The following is a 21473-nucleotide window of genomic DNA, read 5'->3' as shown; positions in this document are numbered from 1 at the left end:
GGACTAGAGTCGTTCCTACCACTGCAGGAACGCAGCCCGGCCGACGTCGCCCGGAACCCCCGGGGCGCAGCTGGCGTCTGCCACAGACCCACGAGGGGTTCATACATGCGATACGTAGTCGGCTACACACCCACCGAACGCGGCGCGGACGCCGTTGCCCTTGCGTCGGCCATGGCCCGTGCACAGGGAGCGCATCTCGACCTTGTCTATGTGGTGGACCGGCGCACGCCCTATGTGGCGAACCCGGAAGGAACCCGGGCCAGCGCCGAGGAACAGCACATCCTCACAGCGGAACGCCAGGGCATGGCCTTAGTCCCGGAGGGCCTGGAAGCCCACTTTCACGTTCGCCAGGCGGACTCGTTCGCGGCCGGCCTCATCGACGCGGCACTCGAATACCGGGCCGGCCTGATCGTGGTCGGCGCCGCCAGCACCGGCCTCTTCAAGCGGCACACCGTGGGCAGCGTCGCCAACGCGCTCCTGCACGCAGCCCCGGTTCCGGTAGCACTGGCACCGCGCGGCTACCGCCGGACCGAAGCCATCACGCGCCTGACCCTGGCCGTGGGGCAGCGGCCGGGCGCCGAGGCGGCGATCGACGTCGCGATCGAATCCGCCGAACGCCGCGGCGTGCCGCTTCGGCTGGTCTCGCTCGTGGAACTGGACGCCGAGGGCGACGGCGGGGAGAACGTCAATGCCGCCCACATCCATGCGAACACGGTCCTCGCCGCCGCCGCGCACCGCCTGCCGGAGGGCCACCACGTCAGCGTGGAGGTCGCCCACGGACGCACGATCGAGGAAGCGATCGATGACCTGGAATGGGACGACGGCGAAGTCATGATCGTGGGGTCATCCCGCCTGGCGGAGAAGTACAAGCTGTTCATCGGCAGCACCGCCAACAAGGTGCTGCGGGCACTGCCGGTTCCCATGGTGGTGGTCCCTCGCGATTACCAGAGGGTGGATAGCTTCCCGGAGGTCTGACCCCCTGCGGCCGGACTTCCGGAGGCCCGCTCCCCGGAGGCCTGCTCCCCGGAAGTCCGAGTCCCGGAAGTCCGGGGCCGCGGGGCCAGGACCGCCCAGTACGCCGGAATGGTGCCGGGCGGTCCGTCAGGTTCCATCGGCACGGTCTTCAGGACGGTGGGGCCCTCCGCGAGGAGGGTCCACCGCGGCGCTGGGAACGCTCGGACGCGTTGCCCGGGGCCGAAATGGCCGGGTTTGGGCAGGGCGGAAATCGCCTGGCGGAGCGGCCCCGGGATCTTTTCGCCCGTGGCTCCCAGGCCCCGAAGATAGCTCAGCGCGCTGCCCGGGACGTTCGTCTCCACAAGGTAGACCCGGCCCCTGGCGCCGACGAGCGCTTCGATCGAGCGTGCCAGGCGCGCTTGACGCCGCCGGCTCAGGACGTGAAAAACGCCGCGGACATAGACGTTGACGTCGCCGAGTTCGCGCGCGAGCCCTGCCGCGGCGGACGGCTGAGTGGCGTCCAGGCTCCGGAAGCTGAGGCCCGGAATGTCCGGGCGGGCGGACTGCGCCGCGGCCACGGCCTCGGGTGAGACATCAACGCCCAGCACCGTGGGGAAGATTTCGGTGAGCCTGTGTGAGATGGCGCCGTTCCCGCAGCCGAGATCAACCACCGGGAGACTGGTGTCCATCAGACCCGCCATTCGCTGCTGGTGGTGCCGGATCTCCTCGTCCCCGGCGCCCTCGGCGGCATCCCAGATGATCGGTTCCCTGAGCGATCCTTGCGATACTCCGCGCCAAAAGGCATCCCAGCGCCGGTCCGGGCGCCGGGGCCGGTGCAGGGACAGTGCCGCGACCCGCGCTGTCAGCCGGATCGTGTCCACCGCCCGGTCGGCCCGGCCGGCGGCAGTGTTGCGCGTGTCTGCCTTGGTCGTGTCTGTGTTGGTCGTGTCTGCCTTGATCGTGCCTGCCTTGTTCATGTCTGTGTTGTGCGTGCCCGCGGGATCGGGTCCGGTCATGCCACCGCGCCGTCCTTGTGCGCCAGGAGGTCCGTCATGTCCGCGACAGGCAGCGGCCTGCTGAAGAAGTACCCCTGGCCGAATTCGCAGTTCAGCTGCCGCAGCCTCTCCGCTTGTTCCCGGTCCTCGATGCCCTCGGCGACGGCGCCCAGTCCGGCCGAATGGATCAGCTGCAGGATGGCCGCGACGAAGGTTTCCTGCTGCCGGTCCGTGGTCAGTCCGTCCAGCAGGGACTTGTCGATCTTTGCCTGCGCGGCCGGAAGGGTGCGCAGGTAGCTGATGGACGAATAGCCCGTGCCGAAGTCGTCGATCTCGATCCGGACGCCAAGGTCATTGAGCGACTGCATGGTGGCTGCCACCTCCGGGCCGCCGCGCATGATCGCGGTTTCGGTGATTTCTATTGAGACATGGCAGGGTTCGACGCCGTGCCGGGCCAGCAGTCCTTCGACATAGGGCGCCAGATCGACGTGGTGCAGGTCTGCCGGTGAGAGATTGATGTGGGTGCTGAAGTCCGACGGAAGTCCGGGGTCGGACTTCCAGAGGCCGGTCTGCGCGATGGCCTTCCCAAGCACCCAGTGGCCGATCTGGACCGTGAGTCCGGCCTCGTCTGCGGCGTCGAGGAACGTATCGGGTGCCAGCAGGCCCAGGCTGGGGTGGCGCCAGCGGATCAGGGCCTCGGCGCCGGCAATCGTGCCGTTGCGCAGATCCATGATGGGCTGGTATTCCAGTTCGAGCTCATCCGTGGCCAGGGCGGTCCTGAGCTCCGCCACCAGGTGGACGCGCTGCTTGGCGGCCTGGTGCATGGCGGCGGAAAACACCAGGAGAGTGTCCCGGCCGCGTTTCTTGGCCTCGTGCATGGCGATGTCGGCGTCGCGGATGAGTTCCTCGCTGCGCAGTCCGGGTTCCCCCAGCCGGACACCAGTTCCGGCCGTGAGTCCGACGGCGACGCCGCCGGCAACGATTCTGTCCTTCAACGATTCGCCGAGCCGGGACGCGATCTGCAGCACCGCGTCCGGTTCCTGGTCCACGACGAGCACAGCGAACTCATCGCCGCTCAGGCGGGCGATCAGGTGGCCGGGCCCGGCCGCCGCGACCAGCCGCAGGGCCGCCTCCCGCAGGACGGCGTCCCCCGCTGCATGGCCGAGGCTGTCATTGATGAGCCGGAAGGAATCGAGGTCCAGCAGGATGAGCGCGGGCTGGCGGCCCGAAGCCCCGGCCACGGCTTCGGCCACTTTTTCCTGCAGCAGCGAGCGGCTGGCCAGCCCGGTCAGTTCGTCGGTGTTGATGACGCGCCGGAGCTCGGCTTTGGCCGCTTCCAGGAGGGCGGTCCGCTCGGCGACCCGGACCTCCAGGTCCTCGTACATGCTTTGGAGCTCTTCGGCGAGCAGGTTGATGCCGGTCGTGACGGCGTCGATGCCGTCCCGTGCCGGTGAAACCTGCAGGCGGTTCGAGAGATCGCCCGAGGACAATACGACGATGCCGTCTACGAGTTCCTCGAGGCGGCGGTTGTCGTCAGGCCCTGTCATGGCCCTGTGAGGCCAGCCAGCGGAGCGCCTCGGCGTTGTTCGTGAAAAAGCGCGTCGGAACCGGCGCCGCGTTGACGCCCAGGAAGAAGTTGGCCAGAACACGGTCCACGGCGGACGAGCCGAGGAGGGCGATTGCCGAGGCGTCGCAGCGCTTGGCAAAGACGGCCCGCGCGGCCCGGCTGACGGACTCCGTGGTGGCCATGTCAATCAGGAGCGGGGTGGGCCGGCCCCCGCACACTTCATTGACGCGGTCCATGGCGTGCTGGGCGTTGGGGGCATCAATCACGACGCCCCGGGCCCATTCGAGGCGCAGGATGCCGTTGCTGTCGAAGCCCAGGGATGAGATATCCCGCCCGCCCGAAGTTTCAAGATCCTTTTCTGGCACCAGCAATCCTCAATTCCGCGCCAACGTGTCCATTCATAATGACACTAACGCACGGCGGCCCTGGTGAGGAGACGATGAGGCCGACGGGGCAACAGGGGTTAGGCGGCCGCGCGGGCCCGTTTCCGGGTCACGGAGTTCTTTCGGGCAGTAAGCAGCATGTCCATGGTCAACACCAGCAGCGCCAGCCAGACGACGCCGAAACCGATCCAGCGGTCCGGGGTCATCGCTTCCTTGAATACGACGAGGGCCACAATGAACTGCAGGACGGGCGCGAAGTATTGCAGCAGTCCGATCGTTGTCATCGGCAGCCGGCGGGCGGAGGCCCCGAAGAACAGCAACGGCACGGCGGTGATGACACCCGAGGCCGCCAGCAGCCAGAAGTGACCGGGACCGTTGGAGGCCAGGCTTGCCGTCCCGCTGACCGCGAGGACCACCATGGTGGCCGCAGCCAGCGGCGCCAGCACGATCGTTTCCACAGTCAGGCTGGTGATCGCGTCCGCCCGCGGGCCGACACGCTTCTTGACGAAGCCGTACAGGCCGAAGCTCAGCGCCAGCGTCAGCGCGATCCAGGGCAGTTTGCCGTAGGAGACCGTGAGCACGCCTACAGCAATGAAACCGATGCCGACGGCGGCCCACTGCAGCGGCCGCAGCTTCTCCTTGAGGACGAAGACCCCCAGGAGCACGGAGACCAGCGGGTTGATGAAGTAGCCCAGGGAGGCCTCGACGGCCTGGCCGGTGGTCACACCGTAGGTGTAGGTCAGCCAGTTCACCGCGATCAGGGCCGCTGCGATGGACAGCGGGCCGATCACCGTGCGGTTCCGGAACGCGGCGGCCAGCACCCGCCAGGACCGCGTGATGCTGATCAGCAGGACGCAAAACAGGAGGGACCAGACCACCCGGTTCGCCACGATTTCGACCGCTCCGGCCGGATGCAGAACGAAGAAGTACAGGGGCAGCAGCCCCCACAGACCGTAGGCGCCGATCCCGAACAGGATCCCCGCCGTCGTCTCCTTATCTACCGGTGCCGGGCCTGCTGCACGTGCCGGGGCAGGCGGGGCGCTCGGCGGGGCGGGGGAGAAGGATCCTTCGGGTATAGGCACAAGACCAATAACACCACCTGCGCGCCGCCTATTCCTACCCACCGGACCGCGAGCGTGCCGGCGACATTTAGAATAGGGGCCTGTGCGCTGCATTGCTGGCGCTGTCCCGAAGACTCAGAAGGGCTCCCGGTGTCCAACTCGGCCGAATCCACATCCACTCGTCCCCTCCGTGTCGCGATTGTCGGCGCCGGTCCGGCCGGCGTCTACGCCGCGGACATCCTGACGAAGTCCAATGAGGTCAAAGACGGCGACTTCGAGGTCAGCATCGATCTCTTCGAGGCATACCCGGCCCCCTACGGCCTGATCCGCTACGGTGTGGCCCCCGACCATCCGCGGATCAAGGGCATCGTCAACGCCCTGCACAAGGTCCTGGACCGCGGCGACATCCGGTTCCTGGGCAACGTCACCTATGGCCGGGACCTGACGCTGCACGACTTCCGGGCCTTCTACGACGCCGTCATCTTCTCCACCGGAGCCATCAAGGACGCGGACCTGGACATTCCCGGGATCGGCCTCGAGGGTTCCTTCGGCGGGGCGGACTTCGTCTCCTGGTACGACGGCCACCCGGACGTGCCGCGGGACTGGCCCCTGGAGGCCAAGGAGATCGCGGTGATCGGCAACGGCAACGTGGCCCTCGACGTCGCCCGCATGCTGGTCAAGCACGCCGATGAACTCCTGGTCACCGAAATCCCGGACAACGTCTACCGGGCACTGAAGGACTCGCCCGTCACCGACGTCCACGTGTTCGGCCGCCGCGGCCCGGCCCAAGTGAAGTTCACGCCGCTGGAGCTGCGCGAACTCAGCCACGCAAAGGACGTGGACATCGTCCTGTACCCCGAAGACTTCGAGTTCGACGAGGCCTCGGACGAGGCCATCCGGAGCAACAACCAGATCCGGACCATGGTCAACACCCTGACGAACTGGCTCGTCGAGGAGCACGCCGAGGCCGAGGAGCCGTCCTCGCGCCGTCTGCACCTGCACTTCCTGCACAGTCCCGTCGAGATTTACGACGACGCCGCCAATCCCGGCAAGGTCGCTGGCATCAAGTTCGAACGCATGCAGCTGGACGGCACCGGAAACGTCAAGGGCACCGGGGAGTTCCTCGACTACCCGGTCCAGGCCGTCTACCGGGCGATCGGCTACCACGGCTCGCCGCTGGACGAGCTGGAATACGACGCCCGCCGCGGCGTTGTCCCCAACGAAGGCGGCCGGGTCCTCGACGCCGAGGGGAACCCGGTCCCGGGCATCTACGCCACGGGCTGGATCAAGCGCGGGCCCGTCGGGCTGATCGGCCACACCAAGGGCGACGCGCTGGAGACCATCGGCTTTCTGCTGGAGGACCGGCTGACCCTGCCGCCGGCGCAGAACCCGGACCCGCAGGCCATCATCGACCTGCTTCAGGAGCGGGGCATCCAGTACACCACCTGGGAAGGGTGGATCAAGCTTGATGCCCACGAGCTCGCCCTCGGCGCCGAGTGGTCCGCGGCCGAGTCCGCCAACGGGATCGAGCGGGAGCGCATCAAGGTTGTGCCGCGCGAGGACATGATCGAGATTTCCCGCGGCTAGGCGTGCGCGCTGCACAGATTTTTCCGCGCTGCTTTTTCTGCGCTGCGCAAAAAGCCTGACGCGCAGGGTATTCCGGTCGCGGCAGGGCATTTGCGCGTCGGGGAGGTGTATGCGTGCCCTGTCCTGGTGCGCCGCCCGGACGTAGAATTTTCACGCACAAGGACTGTCGCGGCGGGCTCCAGCGCGCTTGAATCCCGTGCTCTGCCTCCCGCCCCGGGATTCCTGTGCTGTACCTCCCGTCAGTGTTCCCCGCTCTCCACTTCGCCTAGTAGTTCCCGTCAGTGATTCCCGCTCTTCAGTTCCCGTCAGTGATTCCCCTCCGGGGAGGTAGCCGTGGACGAACAACTCCGCTGGATGGATGCCACCGGGCAGGCCGATCTGGTCCGCTCCGGCCAGGTCAGCGCCGCCGAACTCCTTGCTGAGGCGCGGGACCGCATCAGGGAACTCAACCCCGCTGTGAATGCCGTGATCGCCGAGCTGGACGGTTCCTCCGGGGAAAATGGCTCCGAGAACGGTTCCTCCGGGGAAAGTGGCTCCTCGGAAGGCGGCTCCCAGGGCGCCCGTTCCCCGGCGGGCGTCCCCGGGAAAGAAACCGAACCCGGCGGGCGTCCATTTCCCGGCGTGCCGTTCCTCGTCAAGGACCTCGCCCTGGAGATCGCCGGGACGCCGTTCTCCGAAGGCTCGCGCTGGCTGACCGGGAACGTCTCGCGCCACGACCAGGAACTCGCACGGCGCTTCCGCCGGGCCGGGCTGGCCATGATCGGCAAGACCAACACCTGTGAGTTCGGCCTGAGCCCGCACTGCGAACCGCTGCTGCACGGGGCCACGCGCAACCCGTGGGACCTGTCCCTGTCCACGAGCGGGTCGAGCGGCGGGTCGGCGGCCGCCGTGGCAGCCGGGATCGTCCCCATGGCCCACGGCAATGATCTCGGCGGATCGCTGCGCTATCCGGCCGCGTGGTGCGGACTGTTCGGCCTCAAGCCGACCCGGGGGAGGGTGCCGCTGGGCCCGGAATACGGCGACGTCGTCGGCGGCCTCGCAGCCGAATTTGCCCTGACCCGCACGGTCCGCGACGCCGCGGCGCTGCTGGACGCCGTCGCCGGTCCGGCCTCCGGGGACCCGTACTGGGCTCCGCCGCGGCTGCGGCCGTACGTGGCCGAAACCGGGACGCCACCGGGACGGCTGCGGATCGCGGCCACGGCCACCCCCAATAGCGGCCAGACGGTCCATCCCGATTACCTGCAGGCCTTCGACGCCGCCGTGGAGCTGCTGGGCAGCCTGGGCCACGACGTCGAAGAGGGCCGCCCGGAGCCGCTGGACCGGGCAGGACACCGAGCCATCCGGGCCGTGTACGCCGCCGCGGCCGCCTGGATCGAGGGGTACTGGACGCGGCGGCTGGGCCGTGGGCCGGAGCCGGGCGAGCTGGAGCCGTACACCGAGGTCCTGTTCGGGCGCGGGCGGAAGATCAGCGCCGGAGACTACCTGCAGGGCATCGAGGAGCTGCAACGGTTCAGCCGCCGGGTCGCCGGCTTCTTCCAGACGTACGATCTCTGGCTGACGCCGACCGTCGGATGGCCGCCGCTGCCGCTAGGCACGCTGACCGCGACGCCGGAGGACCCCCTCCGCGGGGAGCGGGAGGCCGGGCGCTTCCTCATGTTCGACGGCGAGTACGCCAACATCACGGGCAACCCGGTCATGTCCGTGCCACTGGGCACCGATTCCGCCGGTCTTCCCGTCGGGATGTCCTTCCTCGCCGGGTTCGGCGCCGAAGGGACCCTCTTCCGGCTCGCTGCCCAGCTGGAGCAGGCCAGGCCCTGGGCCGGACGGCGTCCTGCGCTCGCCGTGACATGAACCCGTGACATGAACCCCAGACATGAGCCCGCGACACGAACCCGTGCCGTGAATCTGTGCCCTAAAGACCAGCCGTGAGCCGGCGCCGTGAGCCCGCTCCGCAGCAACCAAACACCGCAATCCACGTGAAGGAGACAGACGATGTATCTGGGAATGTACAGCTTCCGCGGGGACCCGGCAGAGCTTCTCGCCGGCCACGACCGCATGCTGGCCCTCTTGCCCGCGGGCCAGCTGGAACTGCATCTGTGCGTGCAGACCGAGGACGGCATCGCCGTCCTGGACACGTGCCCGAGCCGGGAGGTCTTTGACCGGTTCAGCGGCGGCCGGGAATTCCAGGGCCTGCTTGCGGCGGCCGGCCTGCCCCGCCCCGAGATCCGGCATCTGGGCGAGATCAAGAGCTACGTCGTGCCGCCGGGAGTCACCGCCTGAGGCGGCCGAGGCTGTACGGGCCGGCGCGTTTCCAAACGCCCCGGACGGAACTAGACTGGGCCGGACGAGGCGGCCTCCGGCACGCCGTCGAGCCCGTCCGGTGGGAGTTCAATGAGGAATCTGGTCCATCCGGCAGCACTGCTACCGCCGGCCGGCGGGGTCACCGCAGCGCTGCGCCAGCAGCATGCCAGCGCCGGTCACGAGGAACTGGACTCGCGGGGGCTCGTTTTCCCCGAGAACCTGCAATTGCCCGGACTCAGCAGCCTGATCCGGGAGTCGTGGCGTCGGTCGGCGGAACTGCACGCCAACCCGGACAATCCCGAGGCGCCGCTTGCCCTGGACCGCGACGAGCTCGAAGAGTATCGCCGCCAGCATCCGCTGGCCGCCATTATGCCCGTGATCCACAAGCTCCTAGTCCTGCCGAGCCATGACAGCGGGATGCTCGTGGCCGTGGGTGACGAGGTCGGCAGGCTGCTCTGGGTGGAGGGCGACGCCGTCCTGCAGCGCCGGGCCGAAGGCATGATGTTCGTCCCGGGCGCCGACTGGTCCGAGGCGACTGTGGGCACCAGCGCCCCGGGCACCGCGCTGGCCCTCGGCCGGGGCATCCAGATCTCCGGTGCGGAACATTACAAGCGCTCGGTGCATCCGTGGAGCTGCACGGCCGTGCCATTCCACGATCCGGACTCCGGCGCCCTGCTGGGGGTCGTGGACATCACCGGCACCGAGTCGGCCGTCGCCCCGCACACGCTGTCGCTCGTTGAAGCGACCGTTGCCGCGGCCCAGGCGCATCTGCGGGTGGAGCGGCTGCAACTGGCCGCCGCCCGCCAGTCCCCGCCGTCCCGGCGCCGGAGCTCGGCCTCAGCCGGAACGGCCGGGGCACCGGCCGCCAACAGCCTGTACCGCAACAGCCTCCAGCTCCTCGGCCGCGACCAGGCCCTGCTCAGCATCGACGGCCGCACCGTGGCCCTGTCCGCCCGGCACAGCGAGATCCTGGCCCTGCTCAGCACCCACCCGGAAGGGCTGAATGCCGAGGAGCTCTGCGCCCTCCTGTACCCCGGGGAGGCATCCACCATGACGCTGCGCGCGGAGATGGTCCGCCTGCGCAAGGTCCTTCAGCAGCTCAATCCCGGTGCCGTTCCGGAGTCCCGCCCGTACCGCCTGCCGCTGGACCTGGTTCCGGACTCCGGACAGGTGCTCAAATGCCTGCAGCGCGGCGCACACCGGATAGCGCTGGAAATCTACCGCGGCGCCGTGCTGCCGCGCTCCGAGGCGCCCGGCATCGTCGAGCTGCGGGCCAGGGTCTCCGCCCTGATGCGCGAGGCCCTGCTGACCGACGGCAGCGCCGAATCGCTGCTGAAGTACGCGGAGCTGCCCGAGGCAAAGGACGACGTCGACGTCCGCACCGCGGCGCTGAAGCTGCTGGCGCCCCGCTCGCCCAGGCGGGCCGCCGTCGTCGCCGATCTGGAACGGCTGGACAGGGAACTGAGCGCCTGAGCCGTTGCAACGCGCCGGGACATCCGCATGGTGACCCGGCTCACACGGTTGCAACCTGACTGCAACCTTTGCGCCCCTAGGCTGAGTGCAACGGGGGCCGGAAGCGCCTTGCTGCCCCCATCTTGCACAGCAAAGGAGCTAGCAATGACTGTTTACGCCCAGCCCGGTACCGAGGGCTCGAAGGTCACCTTCAAGGACCGCTACGAAAACTGGATCGGCGGCGAGTGGGTTGCCCCGGTCAAGGGCCAGTACTTCGAGAACATCACCCCGGTGACCGGCAAGGCCTTCTGCGAGGTGGCCCGCGGCACCGCCGAGGACATTGAGCTGGCGCTGGACGCCGCGCACAAGATCGCACCGTCCTGGGGCAAGACCTCCGTGGCCGAGCGCGCCGCGATCCTGAACAAGATTGCCGACCGGATCGACGCGAACACCGAGATGCTCGCCGTCGCCGAATCCTGGGACAACGGCAAGCCGATCCGCGAAACGCTCAATGCCGACATTCCGCTCGCCGCCGACCACTTCCGCTACTTCGCCTCCGCCGTCCGCGCTCAGGAGGGCCGGCTGTCCCAGCTCGACGACGACACCACCGCCTACCACTACCACGAGCCCCTCGGCGTCGTCGGCCAGATCATTCCCTGGAACTTCCCGATCCTCATGGCCGTCTGGAAGCTCGCCCCGGCCCTCGCCGCCGGCAACGCCGTCGTGCTCAAGCCCGCCGAGCAGACGCCGTCCTCGATCCTGGTGCTGATGGAACTGATCAGCGACCTCCTGCCGGCCGGCGTCATCAACGTGGTCAACGGCTTCGGCGTCGAGGCCGGCAAGCCGCTGGCCTCCAGCCCGCGGATCCGCAAGATCGCCTTCACCGGCGAGACCACCACGGGCCGGCTGATCAGCCAGTACGCCTCCCAGAACCTGATCCCGGTCACCCTGGAACTCGGCGGCAAGAGCCCCAACATCTTCTTCAACGACGTCGCCGAGACCAACGACGCCTTCTACGACAAGGCCCTCGAAGGCTTCACGCTCTTCGCCTTCAACCAGGGCGAGGTCTGCACCTGCCCGTCCCGCGCCCTGGTCCAGGAAGGCATCTACGACTCCTTCATGGCCGACGCGCTGGCCCGCACGCAGAAGATCATCCAGGGCAACCCGCTGGATACCGAGACGCAGCTCGGCGCCCAGGCCTCCAACGACCAGCTCGAAAAGATCCTGTCCTACATCGACATCGGAAAGCAGGAAGGCGCCAAGGCCCTCACCGGCGGCGCCCGGGCCGAGCTCTCCGGGGACCTGGCCGGCGGCTACTACGTCCAGCCCACCATCTTCGAGGGCCACAACAAGATGCGGATCTTCCAGGAGGAGATCTTCGGCCCCGTGGTGTCCGTGACGCGCTTCAGCGACTACAACGACGCCATGGGGATCGCCAACGACACCCTCTACGGCCTGGGCGCCGGCGTCTGGTCCCGCAACGGCAACGTCGCCTACCGCGCCGGCCGCGAGATCCAGGCCGGCCGCGTGTGGGTCAACAACTACCACGCCTACCCGGCAGGGGCCGCGTTCGGCGGGTACAAGTCCTCCGGCATCGGACGTGAGAACCACTCGATGATGCTCGACCACTACCAGCAGACCAAGAACCTCCTGGTCAGCTACAACGAGAACAAGCTCGGCTTCTTCTAGGCCGCATTGACCCGGGCGGGGCGGATCGGCAGTGATCCGCCCCGCCCGCACCACGACTGGCCACACCCCAGCCATGCAGCACCTCCAGCCACCCCACGGAGCACACCAAACCCTCACTACGTCCAACCACCACGCCCAAAAACAACGCAAGGATTTCGCCAATGACGACGAGAATGCAAGCAGCTGTAGTAACTGAATTCGGCAAGGACCTCCAGATCCAAGACCTGCCCATTCCCGCCCCAGGCCGCGGCGAGGCGCTGGTCAAGGTCATCACCACAGGCGTCTGCCACACCGATCTCCACGCGGCGGAAGGCGACTGGCCGGTCAAGCCGTCGCCGCCGTTCGTGCCCGGACACGAAGGAGTGGGTGAAGTGGTTGCCCTCGGCGAGGGCGTCACAGACCTGGCGGTCGGCGACCTGGTGGGCAACGCCTGGCTCTGGTCCGCGTGCGGCGACTGCCAGTTCTGCCGGACCGGATGGGAAACCCTCTGTGAAGCCCAGAAAAACGCCGGCTACAGTGTGGACGGTTCCTTCGGCGAGTACATGCTCGTGGACAGCCGCTTTGCTGCCCGCATCCCCGCCGGCTCAGACCCGGTGGAAGTCGCGCCCATTCTCTGCGCCGGCGTCACCGTCTATAAGGGCCTGAAGATGACCGAGGCCAAGCCGGGCCAGTGGGTCACCATCTCCGGAATCGGCGGACTCGGCCATATCGCAGTCCAGTACGCCGTGGCGATGGGGCTGCGGGTCGCGGCGGTGGACATCGCCGACGACAAGCTTGCCCTGGCCAAGAAGCACGGCGCGGAGCTGACGGTCAATGCCTTGCACGAGGATCCCGCCGAAGTCATCCAGCGCGAAACCGGAGGATGCCATGGAGTCCTGGTCACGGCAGTGCACCCGTCAGCGTTCGGCCAGGCCATCGGGATGGCGCGGCGCGGCGGAACGATCGTGTTCAACGGGCTGCCGCCGGGCGATTTTCCGGCGCCGATTTTCGAGATTGTGCTCAAGGGGCTGACCGTCCGGGGCTCGATTGTTGGCACCCGGCAGGACCTGGAGGAAGCCCTGGACTTCTACGCCCAAGGCAAGATCCACCCCACGGTTTCCACCCGGGAACTCTCCGAGGTCAATGCCGTTCTTGACGAGATGAAGCACGCCAAGATCGACGGCAGAGTGGTGCTGACCTTCTGATGCCACACACCAGGCTCGACGCCGCCGTCACCCTCGACGGCGAAGACTTCTCCCGGGTGGCGCTCACCCCCGAGGCCGCCGACCTGCTCCGCAAGCTGTGGACACAGCACGGCCCCCTGATGTTTCACCAGTCGGGCGGCTGCTGTGACGGGTCTTCGCCGATGTGCTACCCGGCGGGGGAGTTCCTGACCGGCGACTCGGATGTCCTGTTGGGCCTGTTCGACATCTCCGACGGGCTGCAGCCGCAGCCGCTGGAATTCTGGATGTCCCGGGAGCAGTTCAACTACTGGAGCCACACCCACCTGACGGTCGACGTCGTTCCCGGCCGGGGCAGCGGTTTCTCGGTGGAAGCGCCGGAAGGCAAGCGGTTCCTGATCCGCTCGACCCTCATGGAAAACTGGCCCGTTTGAGCCGGACCAGGGGAGCGGTGACCTAACGGGGATACATGTGGGCCGTGCCGGCAACACCGGCACGGCCCACATTTCCGTCTCACGATGCGAGACAAATCTGGCCGTCCAGTGGATGGACACTACGATAGATAGGTCTGTTTCCAACTAGCTATCGAGATTGCGGACTTTCCTATGAACCTTTTCCGGACCAAATCCATCGAGCAGTCCATGTCCGACGCCGATGAACCCGGACGCAAGTTGAAGCGCTCGCTCAGCACGTGGGACCTCATGATCATGGGCGTCGCCGTTGCAGTCGGCGCCGGGATCTTCTCGGTCGGCGCGAAGGCCGCGGCGAATTTCGCCGGTCCGGCCGTGACGATCTCCTTCGCGATCGCCGCCGTCACGTGCGCGCTCGCCATCATGTGCTACGCCGAATTTGCCACGGCCATCCCGGTGGCAGGTTCCGCCTACGTTTTCACGTACGCGACCATGGGGGAGGTCCTCGCGTGGATCATCGGCTGGAACCTGATCCTCGAACTCTTCACGGCCGGCGCCGTGATCGCCAAGTACTGGGGCATCTACCTCAGCAAGGTCTTTGCGCTCATGGGCGTGGACATTCCGCCGTCGATCTCCCTGGGCGGCATTGACCTCTACTGGGGCGCGTTCCTGATTGTCGCCGTCTTCACCGTGCTGCTGGTCCTCGGGACCAAGCTCTCCGCCCGCGTCGGCAACATCTTCACGCTCATCAAGATCGCCGTGGTGCTCTTCGTGATCGTGGTCGGCTTCACCTATGTGAAGTTCGAAAACTACGCCCCGTTCGTCCCGGCGTCCGAGCCCACCGGAGGCACCGGAACCGCGGACGTCCTCAAGCAGTCCTTCTTCGGCTTCCTGACCGGTGCGGCCCCGGCCCAGTACGGCACCCTCGGCATCTTCGCCGGCGCCGCCCTGGTCTTCTTCGCCTTCATCGGCTTCGACGTCGTTGCGACCTCGGCCGAAGAGGTCAAGAACCCGCAGAGGACGCTGCCCCGCGGCATCTTCGGCGGCCTCGCAATCGTCACCGTGCTCTACATCCTGGTATCCCTGGCCCTGACCGGCATGGTGTCCTACACGCAGCTGGCCGAGGCCAAGAACCCGACGCTCACCACCGCGTTCGAAGCCGTGGGCAACACCGACGCGGCCAAGATCATCGCCTTCGGCTCCCTCGTGGGCCTCACCACCGTCATCATGGTGCTCCTCATGGGCCTGTCCCGCGTGGTCCTTGCCATGAGCCGCGACGGCCTGCTGCCGCGGTCCCTGTCCAAGACCAGCACCATCCGTGCGACGCCGGTCCGCCTCCAGATCATCTGCGGCGCCGCAGTGGCCCTCGTCGCCGGGCTGACCAACGTGGACCTGCTGGAGGAAATGATCAACATCGGGACCCTGTCCGCCTTCGTCATGGTGAGCCTCGGCATCCTGGTGCTGCGCAAGAAGCGCCCCGACCTGAAGCCGGCCTTCCGCGTCCCGTTCGGCAAGGTCCTCCCCATTGTTTCGGCAGTGCTGTGCCTTTACCTCATGACGAATCTGGCCGTGGAAACCTGGATCTTCTTCGCCATCTGGCTTGTCATCGGTCTCGCGATCTACTTTGCCTACGGCCAGCGCCACTCCCGCCTGAACGAAAAGTTCGCGGCCGCCCGCGCCTCGGTAAACGGACCCGCCGAGGAGAACACCGTGATCAGCGGGGAACCGGTTGCGGCTGCCGCGGCCCGCTCCGCCCCCGCGCAAGACTAGGACCCCAGCACCCCCGCCTCACGCCAACGACCCGCGCCTACCTCCAACGCGGGGTCACTTACAGCCCATTACGCCCCCGGCGACGGGCCGTACGTGACCCCGCGTTGTCTTAGGCCGGACGATCAGGGTCATAGCGGATCAGGGTCATAGCGGATCAGAGTAAGGGGCCGGCGGTCACGCGGGCTGGCTGGGCTCCCTAAGATGGAGACATGGCCCGCCCAGCAAGACCGGAACGCAAATCAGAGCTGTTGTCGGCGATTCTCGACTACCTGATGGACAAGACCCTGGCGGAGCTGACGTTTCGGGGCCTCGCCGACGGGCTGGGCGTCAGCAGCTACGTTCTGGTGTACCACTTCGGCCACCGCGAGCAGCTGATCAACGAGATCATCCGCGGCATCGAGTCCCGGCTGGACAGCATCCGCGCCACCGACGTCAGGGACATTGACCGGGAGGCGTGGCGGGCCTTCCTCCTGGAGTCCTGGCAGTGGACCATGGCGCAGCGCAACCGGCACCTGGCCCGGCTGGAATTTGAGGCCACGGCGCAGGACGTGGTCGCGGCGGCACCGCGCGGCACCGCCCAGGAGCACTTCCGGATGCTGCACGAGAAGTCCCGGGACTGGCTCATCATCCAGGGGATCCTGCCGGAGTTCGCCGACACCGACGCCCGGCTGTTCACCGCCGCGTTCTACGGGCTGCAGTTCGACTTCGTCGTCAACAACCAGCCCGAGGACGCCACCAAGGCCTTCGAACTGATGATGCTGGTCTTCTTCAACAACCTCGACAGGCGCCTCGCCACCGACGGCCAGCACATCTGAGCTGAATGTCAGGGAGCCGCGTAGCGCCCGACCCACTCCACGAGGGGACGCAGCTCCTCCCAGCGCCGTGCGACTTCCTCGACCGCCCCGGGTCCGGCGAGCCAGCCGGGCTGGCCGACGTTGACCCCGGCGGTGAGGGATTTGTGCTTGAGCAGGTCTGCCCGCGGATGATCCTTGTCGAAGCCCCGCGGCACGGTCTTCAGGCTTTCGCCATTCACCGCGAACCCAGACGCCTCGACCTTGCGCACGATCTCCTGCAAGGCCTCCCCGCTGGCGGGATCGTCCACGGCGCCGCGGAAACGCGCCAGCTGGGCCGGGGTGTAGATGTGGCAGCCGCCGCCGATGAGCAGGCCGTCGGCGCTGAGCTGGACATAGAAACCCACCCCTTCAGCCGGCGCCGCGAAGGCGCCCTGTGCTGTCTTGTAGGGGGACTTGTCGGGGGAGAAGCGGACATCCCTGTTGGGGCGGAAGAGTTTCGCCGGGCCGAAGCGCGGCTCCAGCTCGGCCAGCAGCTGGGTCAATGGCCCCCTCACGGCGGCGTCGTAGACCTGCTTGTGCTCCAGCCACCAGTCCCGGTTGTTGTTCTGTTCAAGATCGGAGTAGAACCGGAAGGCGTCATCCGGAATGCCTGCGAATGCGGTCATTCCTTGATCCTAGGGACCTGCGGCCCGTCATGGCGAGGGCCAAGCGCGCCCATGTGGATAACGGCAAAACGCCCCGCCGCGGAGATCCGTGGCGGGGCGTTGCACCGGGACGATTAGACCTTGTTGGCGGCCTCGGCGTCGGACTCGACCTGGCCTGCACCCAGGTTGGCGCGCAGCTTGGCGCCGAACTCGGCGTCGACGTTGGTCCAGTACGCGATGGCGCGTTCCTTGATGTCGGCGCTCTTGACACCGCTGACGGCGCCGGTGACGGTCTCGAGCAGGCGGGCCTTCTCGCCGTCGTTGAACACCTCGCGGTACAGCGTGCCGGCCTGGCCGAAGTCGCCGTCTTCGGCGTGCAGGGAGTGCGCGGAGAGCGTGAGCTCGCCGTCGTTCTCCCAGCCGCCGCCTGCAACGGACGGCTCCACGGCAGCGGGGCCGCCGACGGAGTTCGGTGCGTAGACCGGAACGGACGGGGCGTTGAAGTGGAAACGTCCCGCGCCGTCCTGGCTGTAGTTGTTGACCTGGTTCTTGGGGGCGTTCACCGGGATCTGGGCGTGGTTGGTGCCGACGCGGTAGCGGTGTGCGTCCGCGTAGGAGAAGATGCGGGCCTGCAGCATCTTGTCCGGGGACGCGGCGATGCCCGGCACGAAGTTCGACGGCGCGAAGGTGGCCTGCTCGATCTGCGCGAAGTAGTTCTCCGGGTTCTTGTTCAGCTCCATGGTGCCGACCTTGATCAGCGGGTAGTCCGCGTGCGGCCAGACCTTGGTGAGGTCGAACGGGTTGAAGCGGTACGTCTTGGCGTCCTCGTACGGCATGACCTGGACGTGCAGGTCCCAGGACGGGAAGTTGCCGGCGGCAATGTTTTCCTGCAGGTCGCGGATGTAGAAGTCGCCGTCGGCGCCGGCCAGGGCCTCGGCCTCGTCGCCGGTCATGGACTTCACGCCCTGGTTGGACTTGAAGTGGTACTTGACCCAGAAGCGCTCGCCCTCGGCGTTGATCCACTGGTAGGTGTGCGAGCCGTAGCCCTGCATTTCACGCCAGGAGGCCGGCAGGCCGCGGTCGCCCATGAGCCACGTGACCTGGTGGGCCGACTCGGGGGAGAGGGTCCAGAAGTCCCACTGCATGTCGGCGTCGCGCAGGTGGGTGCCCGGGAGGCGCTTCTGCGAGTGGATGAAGTCCGGGAACTTAATGCCGTCGCGGATGAAGAACACCGGCGTGTTGTTGCCGACGAGGTCGTAGTTGCCCTCGGTGGTGTAGAACTTCACGGCGAAGCCGCGGGGATCGCGCCAGGTGTCGGGGGAGCCCGCCTCACCGGCAACGGAGGAGAAACGGATGAGCATGTCCGTCTCCACACCCGGCTGCAGGAAAGCTGCCTTGGTGTACTTCGAGACGTCCTCGGAGGTCTTGAAGGTACCGAACGCGCCGCCGCCCTTGGCGTGGACAACGCGCTCCGGGACACGCTCGCGGTTGAACTGCGCGAGCTTTTCGATCAGGTAGTGATCGGTCAGGATGATCGCGCCGTCGGCACCGACGGACTTGGAGTGCGCGTCGGACGTGACGGGAGCGCCGGACTGCGTCGTGGACACGGCGGGCACAGAGATGTTCTCGGTCATTATTCTCCTTTGGTTGGGTTGGTTAGTTTCGTTCGGAGGGAAGTTGTTGGGTGCGCTGGCAGTCCTGGCAGATGCCCTGGTACAGCACGTCCGCGATCTGGATGGTCATCGGTTTCGCGTTCGCGTCCCAGTGCGGGGTCAGGCAGGGCGCGTGGCCCACGGCGCATTCGACATCCTCCACCCGCCCGCAGCTGATGCAGACGGCGTGGTGGTGGTTGTCACCCACCCGGGTCTCGTACAGCGCGGGGGAGTGCGGGGGCTCGAATCGGCGCAGCATGTGCAGATCAGTGAGGTCGCCCAGGACCACATAGACCGACTGTGCGGTCAGGTCCGGCAGTTCCTGCCGGGCCGCGGCAAGGATCGCCTCTGCCGGCGAATGCGGGTGATGTTCGACGGCGGCCAGCACGGCGAGGCGCTGTTTGGTCACCCGGCGGCCGTGGGCACGCAGGGCGGCCGCCCATGCGTCGTGGGTGCCCGCGGAATCCGTCATGGCCTCATTCAACCACTTATTATGACTGCCTCACAATAAGGCAGGGCTAACAATGTCAGTCCGCGTCACAGGGCACCTCCTGGCCGCCGCTAGAGTTGCCCGGTGGGGAAATTTCTGGCGGACATCACGCCGTTGCGTGAAAGTCCGGCCTTCCGCCGTCTGTGGCTCGGGTCTGCCGTCTCCGCACTGGGCAGCCAGCTGACCCTTGTGGCCGTCAGCCTGGAGATCTACCGGCTGACCCAGGACAGCCTCTACGTGGGCCTGCTGAGCATCTTCGCCCTTGTGCCGCTGGTGTTCGGCGGCCTCCTGGGCGGCTCGATCGCCGATGCCCACGACCGCCGCACAGTCGCCCTCCTGGCCTCGACCGTCCTCTGGCTGACCACCGCCGCGCTGGCCCTGCAGGCGTGGCTGGAGCTGGGCAACGTGTGGCTGCTTTACGCGCTCGTGGCGGTGCAGAGCGGCGCCCAGGCCATCAACCAGCCGGCCCGTAGCGCGATCATCCCCGTCCTGGTGCGCAAGGAGCTGCTGCCGGCCGCCAATGCCCTGAGCATGATGGTTTTCGGCCTGACCATGACCGCCGGCCCGCTGCTGGCCGGCGTGCTCGTTGCGTTGATCGGTTTCGGCTGGACCTACACGATCGACGTCGTCACCTTTGCGTTTGCGTTCTGGGCGCTCCTGAAGCTGCCGCCCATGCCGCCCGCGAAGCACGCCAGGCCGGCCGGGCTGCGCTCCGTCGCCGAAGGTTTCCGCTTCCTTGGCACCCGGCCCAACCTCCGCATGACGTTCGTGATCGACCTCGTGGCCATGATCTTTGCCCAGCCCCGGGCGCTCCTGCCTGCCATCGGCGCACTCATGATCGGCGGCGGCGAGGCGACGGTCGGCATCCTGCTGGCCTCCATGGCCGTGGGGGCTTTCCTGGCCGGCCTGTTCTCCGGACCGCTCGGCGGCGTCCGCCGGCAAGGCGCCGCCGTCGTGTGGTCCGTGATGGGCTGGGGTGCCTCGGTCGCGGCGTTCGGCCTGGTGGTTGTCCTGGCCGGTCATACCGGAAGCGGCGGCGTGACGGTGTGGCTGCTGCCCGCCGCCCTGTGCTGCGCCCTGGCCGGCATCGCCGATTCCGTCAGCGCCGTCTTCCGGACCACCATCCTGCAGGCCTCCACGCCGGACCACCTGCGCGGGCGGCTGCAGGGCGTGTTCGTGGTGGTCGTGGCAGGCGGACCCCGGATCGGGGACATGTTGGCAGGCGGCGCGACTAAACTCTTGAACGAGGGGTGGGTCCTGCTGCTCGGCGGCGTGCTGTGCATCGCCGTGGCCTGGACGGTGGCCCGCCTGCAGTCGGGAACCCCTCCGTCGGCAGGTCGGGTGCGCAGCGGCTTCCTGCGGTACGACGCGCGGAACCCGGTACCGTAGCGGTTCGTTTTCCTTGGTAGGTCATCGAAGTACAGGATCGAAATACAGGGCACCAGGAGGACCAGTGCACCAGCATCACAACGGACTAAAGACCGCGGCGCTGTTCGGAGTCCTGTGGGCGGTGCTGCTCGGCTTAGGGGCGTTCATCGCCGCCGGGACCCGCAGCGCCGCGCCGATCTGGATCATGGCCCTGATCGGCGTCGGCACCACGGCTTACGGGTACTGGAACAGCGACAAGCTCGCGATCCGTGCCATGCAGGCGTACCCCGTCACGGAGGCCGAGGCGCCCCAGCTCTACCAGATCGTCCGGGAACTCTCCGGCCGGGCCAACCAGCCGATGCCGCGCATCTACGTCTCGCCCACCATGGCGCCAAACGCCTTCGCCACCGGCCGGAACCCCCGGACGGCGGCCGTGTGCTGCACGGAGGGCATCCTGCGGATGCTGGACGCCCGGGAACTGCGCGGCGTCCTGGGCCATGAACTGATGCACGTCTACAACCGGGACATCCTGACGGCGTCGGTGGCAGCCGCCGTCGCCGGCGTCATCACCTCGGTGGCACAGATGATGCTGCTGTTTGGCGGCGGGGACCGCCGCAACGCCAACCCGTTCGCCGCGATCGCGATGGCGCTGCTGGCCCCGTTCGCCGCGTCCCTGATCCAGATGGCCATCTCCCGCACCCGGGAGTACGACGCCGACGAGGACGGATCCGCGCTCACCGGCGATCCGCTGGCGCTCGCCTCCGCCCTGCGCAAGATCGAGCAGGGCGTGCAGCTCGCGCCGCTGCCGCAGGACCAGCGGCTGGTCAACGCGTCCCACATGATGATCGCCAACCCGTTCAAGGGCGGAGGCGTGGCCAAGATGTTCTCCACCCACCCGCCGATGGCCGAGCGGATCGGCCGGCTGGAGCGGATGGCCGGCCGCCCGCTCGGCTAGTCCGCCCACGGCAGGTCTGGCGGCAGGGCTGGCGACTCACTGCAGGTCCGGCTGCAGGTCCGGCGACGCGCGAAGTGTCCCGTGACGCGCGAACAATCCCGCGACGCGCGAAGTGTCCCGTGACGCGCGAACAATCCCGCGACGCGCGAAGTGCCCCGCGACGCGCGAAAGGGCCGGCGACACCCGAATACAGGTGTCGCCGGCCCTTGCGCGCGTCATGAGGCGCCGTGCGCGTCGTGAG

At 67.7% G+C, this 21473-nt stretch carries 19 protein-coding genes; 12 read left to right on the top strand and 7 right to left on the bottom strand.

All coding sequences use genetic code 11. The features are described 5' to 3' along the window. Positions 1-105: 105 nt before the first annotated feature. Positions 106-975, top strand: a complete 870-nt coding sequence (locus LDO15_RS17540; RefSeq protein WP_223980517.1) for a universal stress protein — start codon at positions 106-108, stop codon at positions 973-975. Here LDO15_RS17540 and LDO15_RS23420 read toward each other — a convergent pair. The 4 genes from LDO15_RS23420 to rarD all read right to left on the bottom strand — a co-directional run bounded on the left by LDO15_RS23420 (position 942) and on the right by rarD (position 4981). After that, entirely contained in the window at positions 942-1970 is a 1029-nt protein-coding gene (locus LDO15_RS23420) for a class I SAM-dependent methyltransferase (RefSeq protein ID WP_263428246.1), read from the bottom strand. The genes LDO15_RS17540 and LDO15_RS23420 overlap by 34 nt on opposite strands. Beyond that, positions 1967-3496, bottom strand: coding sequence for a bifunctional diguanylate cyclase/phosphodiesterase (locus LDO15_RS17530; RefSeq protein WP_223980515.1), 1530 nt, complete (start codon positions 3494-3496; stop codon positions 1967-1969). The genes LDO15_RS23420 and LDO15_RS17530 overlap by 4 nt, the downstream gene beginning before the upstream one ends. Further along, positions 3483-3881, bottom strand: coding sequence for an STAS/SEC14 domain-containing protein (locus tag LDO15_RS17525; RefSeq protein ID WP_223980513.1), 399 nt, complete (start codon positions 3879-3881; stop codon positions 3483-3485). Before LDO15_RS17525 ends, LDO15_RS17530 begins: the two co-directional genes overlap by 14 nt. A 98-nt stretch (positions 3882-3979) precedes the next feature. Beyond that, positions 3980-4981, bottom strand: coding sequence for an EamA family transporter RarD (gene rarD / locus LDO15_RS17520; RefSeq protein ID WP_223980511.1), 1002 nt, complete (start codon positions 4979-4981; stop codon positions 3980-3982). Positions 4982-5110: 129 nt separating this feature from the next. Between rarD and LDO15_RS17515 the strand changes: the two genes are divergently transcribed. The 9 genes from LDO15_RS17515 (at position 5111) to LDO15_RS17475 (ending at position 16144) form a co-directional block, all read left to right on the top strand. Continuing rightward, complete coding sequence (locus LDO15_RS17515; protein ID WP_223980508.1) at positions 5111-6547, top strand: FAD-dependent oxidoreductase; 1437 nt, start codon at positions 5111-5113, stop codon at positions 6545-6547. A gap of 333 nt (positions 6548-6880) precedes the next feature. Continuing rightward, a complete protein-coding gene (locus LDO15_RS17510) occupies positions 6881-8398 on the top strand; it encodes an amidase (RefSeq protein ID WP_223980505.1) in 1518 nt (505 codons plus the stop codon). 141 nt (positions 8399-8539) lie between these two features. After that, on the top strand, positions 8540-8827 hold the full coding sequence (locus LDO15_RS17505; RefSeq protein ID WP_223980503.1) for a hypothetical protein: 288 nt from the start codon (positions 8540-8542) through the stop codon (positions 8825-8827). A 111-nt stretch (positions 8828-8938) separates the two neighbouring features. Then, positions 8939-10321, top strand: a complete 1383-nt coding sequence (locus tag LDO15_RS17500; protein WP_223980501.1) for a GAF domain-containing protein — start codon at positions 8939-8941, stop codon at positions 10319-10321. Between the two features lie 144 nt (positions 10322-10465). Next, positions 10466-11989, top strand: a complete 1524-nt coding sequence (locus LDO15_RS17495) for an aldehyde dehydrogenase family protein (RefSeq protein WP_223980499.1) — start codon at positions 10466-10468, stop codon at positions 11987-11989. A 161-nt stretch (positions 11990-12150) separates the two neighbouring features. Further along, the gene (gene adhP / locus LDO15_RS17490; RefSeq protein ID WP_223980498.1) at positions 12151-13173 is read left to right on the top strand and encodes an alcohol dehydrogenase AdhP; all 1023 of its coding nucleotides are present in this window, start codon (positions 12151-12153) and stop codon (positions 13171-13173) included. Continuing rightward, on the top strand, positions 13173-13583 hold the full coding sequence (locus LDO15_RS17485) for a DUF779 domain-containing protein (protein ID WP_223980496.1): 411 nt from the start codon (positions 13173-13175) through the stop codon (positions 13581-13583). The genes adhP and LDO15_RS17485 overlap by 1 nt, the downstream gene beginning before the upstream one ends. 171 nt (positions 13584-13754) lie before the next feature. Continuing rightward, on the top strand, positions 13755-15329 hold the full coding sequence (locus tag LDO15_RS17480) for an amino acid permease (RefSeq protein WP_223980494.1): 1575 nt from the start codon (positions 13755-13757) through the stop codon (positions 15327-15329). 209 nt (positions 15330-15538) lie between these two features. Beyond that, the gene (locus LDO15_RS17475) at positions 15539-16144 is read left to right on the top strand and encodes a TetR/AcrR family transcriptional regulator (RefSeq protein ID WP_223980490.1); all 606 of its coding nucleotides are present in this window, start codon (positions 15539-15541) and stop codon (positions 16142-16144) included. 8 nt (positions 16145-16152) lie between these two features. Here the strand turns inward: LDO15_RS17475 and LDO15_RS17470 are convergent, their stop codons facing one another. From LDO15_RS17470 to LDO15_RS17460, 3 genes are all read right to left on the bottom strand, one after another. Further along, positions 16153-16788, bottom strand: a complete 636-nt coding sequence (locus LDO15_RS17470) for a DUF2461 domain-containing protein (protein WP_223980487.1) — start codon at positions 16786-16788, stop codon at positions 16153-16155. Between the two features lie 113 nt (positions 16789-16901). Then, positions 16902-18383: a catalase gene (locus tag LDO15_RS17465; RefSeq protein WP_276572953.1), complete on the bottom strand. Its 1482-nt coding sequence runs from the start codon at positions 18381-18383 to the stop codon at positions 16902-16904. Positions 18384-18423: 40 nt separating this feature from the next. Beyond that, entirely contained in the window at positions 18424-18891 is a 468-nt protein-coding gene (locus LDO15_RS17460; RefSeq protein WP_223980483.1) for a Fur family transcriptional regulator, read from the bottom strand. A gap of 102 nt (positions 18892-18993) precedes the next feature. Between LDO15_RS17460 and LDO15_RS17455 the strand changes: the two genes are divergently transcribed. Both LDO15_RS17455 and htpX read left to right on the top strand, forming a co-directional pair. Then, on the top strand, positions 18994-20298 hold the full coding sequence (locus tag LDO15_RS17455) for an MFS transporter (RefSeq protein WP_223980481.1): 1305 nt from the start codon (positions 18994-18996) through the stop codon (positions 20296-20298). Between the two features lie 64 nt (positions 20299-20362). Then, positions 20363-21232 (top strand): zinc metalloprotease HtpX, encoded by an 870-nt coding sequence (gene htpX, locus LDO15_RS17450; protein ID WP_223980479.1) that lies wholly within the window; start codon positions 20363-20365, stop codon positions 21230-21232. Positions 21233-21473 lie beyond the last annotated feature (241 nt).

It is taken from the genome of Arthrobacter sp. NicSoilB8 (genome assembly GCF_019977355.1).
In the GTDB taxonomy this organism is placed as follows: domain Bacteria; phylum Actinomycetota; class Actinomycetes; order Actinomycetales; family Micrococcaceae; genus Arthrobacter.
This window is presented reverse-complemented; position numbering and strand designations above follow the sequence as displayed.